Source organism: Oleiphilus sp. HI0067, assembly GCF_001635735.1.
Window position 1 is genome coordinate 1 of the sequence record NZ_LWFI01000249.1, and the last position, 1,428, is coordinate 1,428.

Here is a 1,428-nt window from a genome sequence, read left to right on the forward strand (position 1 = left end):
CTCTTAACGCCAAGATCACAAGCACGTTGAGCTAATGCCAATAACCTTGCGTTATCATCGTCGCTTGTCGAAGAGACTAATGACTGTGCGACATCCGGGGTTATCTGTCTACAGGTTTCACCCGCCCCATCATCTATCGCTTTGTCGCTACCCAGCATAATGAGCTTTTCAGCATTTAGTGCCACGGCAATATCTGTTGCTAACTCTTCATAAGACAGATTAAAAATTTCACCGGTCACTGCGTAACCATGCCCTGTTTGAAGAACCAGTGCACCGCTTTTTAAGTGACCGTTAATACTTTCACTATCAACCTTACGCACTTTTCCGGTCCAGCCATAATCAATGCCGTTTAAGACCCCCATAGGCTTCGCCGAAATGAAATTACCACTCACCACTTTAATCGAAGAGCCATGCATTGGTGAGTTGACCAATCCAATAGAAAGTAAGGCTTCTACTTCACTTCTTACCTTGCCATATGCTTCGAGCACGCTAGGAAGTGCTTCCTTACTCGTAACTCTAAGGTTTTCCTCAACAACAGAACTCAAACCACGCGACATTAAATTTCTGTCGATCTGAGGACGTGCTCCTAAGACCAGCACCACACGAATACCTAGGCTACATAGCAAAGCAATATCATGAACGATGTCAATAAAATTCTTATGCTCAATCGCCTCACCACAAACGCCGAAAACCATGCTGCGATTTCGGTGTTGATTGATATAAGGTGAAGCGTGACGAAACCAGTTAATCCAATCTTGCATGTTTTATTATCTCTCGTACTAAGGCTGCGCGATACAATAACTATTGATCAGCGACGAAAGGACCTTAGCCATTTCTCCAACTTGTTGCTCGGCAAGAAACTCATTGGGTTGATGAGCTTGATCAATTGATCCAGCGCCCATTACAACTGTCTCCATTCCCATACCACTCAAGAAGGGGGCTTCCGTTGCAAAAGCTACCGCCTCTGCTGGAACTCCAGTTAAGCGTTCACAAGCTTTAACTAGCTCCGCATCACGTGACGTTTCAAAGGCTGGAACTGGCTCTACCATATGGCGATGTTTTACATCGATCTTGTATTTGTAGCCTGTCTGTTTCACTAACGCATCTATCTCAGCATGAAGTGAAGAAACGGACATCCCAGGAAGCGGTCTGATATCAAAATTCATCTGACAGTGTCCACAAATCCGATTAGGGCTATCTCCCCCATGTATTGCACCGACATTTAATGTAGGTCCCGAAACTTCAAAATTCGCATTCTGATAGTTTGCCTGCAAACGCGAACGAAATGCGAAAAGCTCTCCTAAAAATCCGTGAACTGCATTGACGGCACTATTCCCCAAGTCTGGATTCGAAGAATGCCCAGAACAACCTCTAAATTCGACCGCCTCCATGAGAATACCTTTATGCATTCGAATAGGTCGAATACTT

2 protein-coding genes are annotated in these 1,428 nt (G+C 44.7%); both read right to left on the minus strand.

Annotated elements, in window-relative coordinates:
• Window positions 1–761, minus strand: a 761-nt coding sequence (gene argA / locus A3739_RS03220) for an amino-acid N-acetyltransferase (protein ID WP_068500283.1), incomplete at its 3' end; no start/stop codon positions are given.
• 18 nt (window positions 762–779) lie between these two features.
• On the minus strand, window positions 780–1,428 hold a 649-nt coding region (locus A3739_RS03225), incomplete at its 5' end, for a M20/M25/M40 family metallo-hydrolase (RefSeq protein ID WP_156502303.1).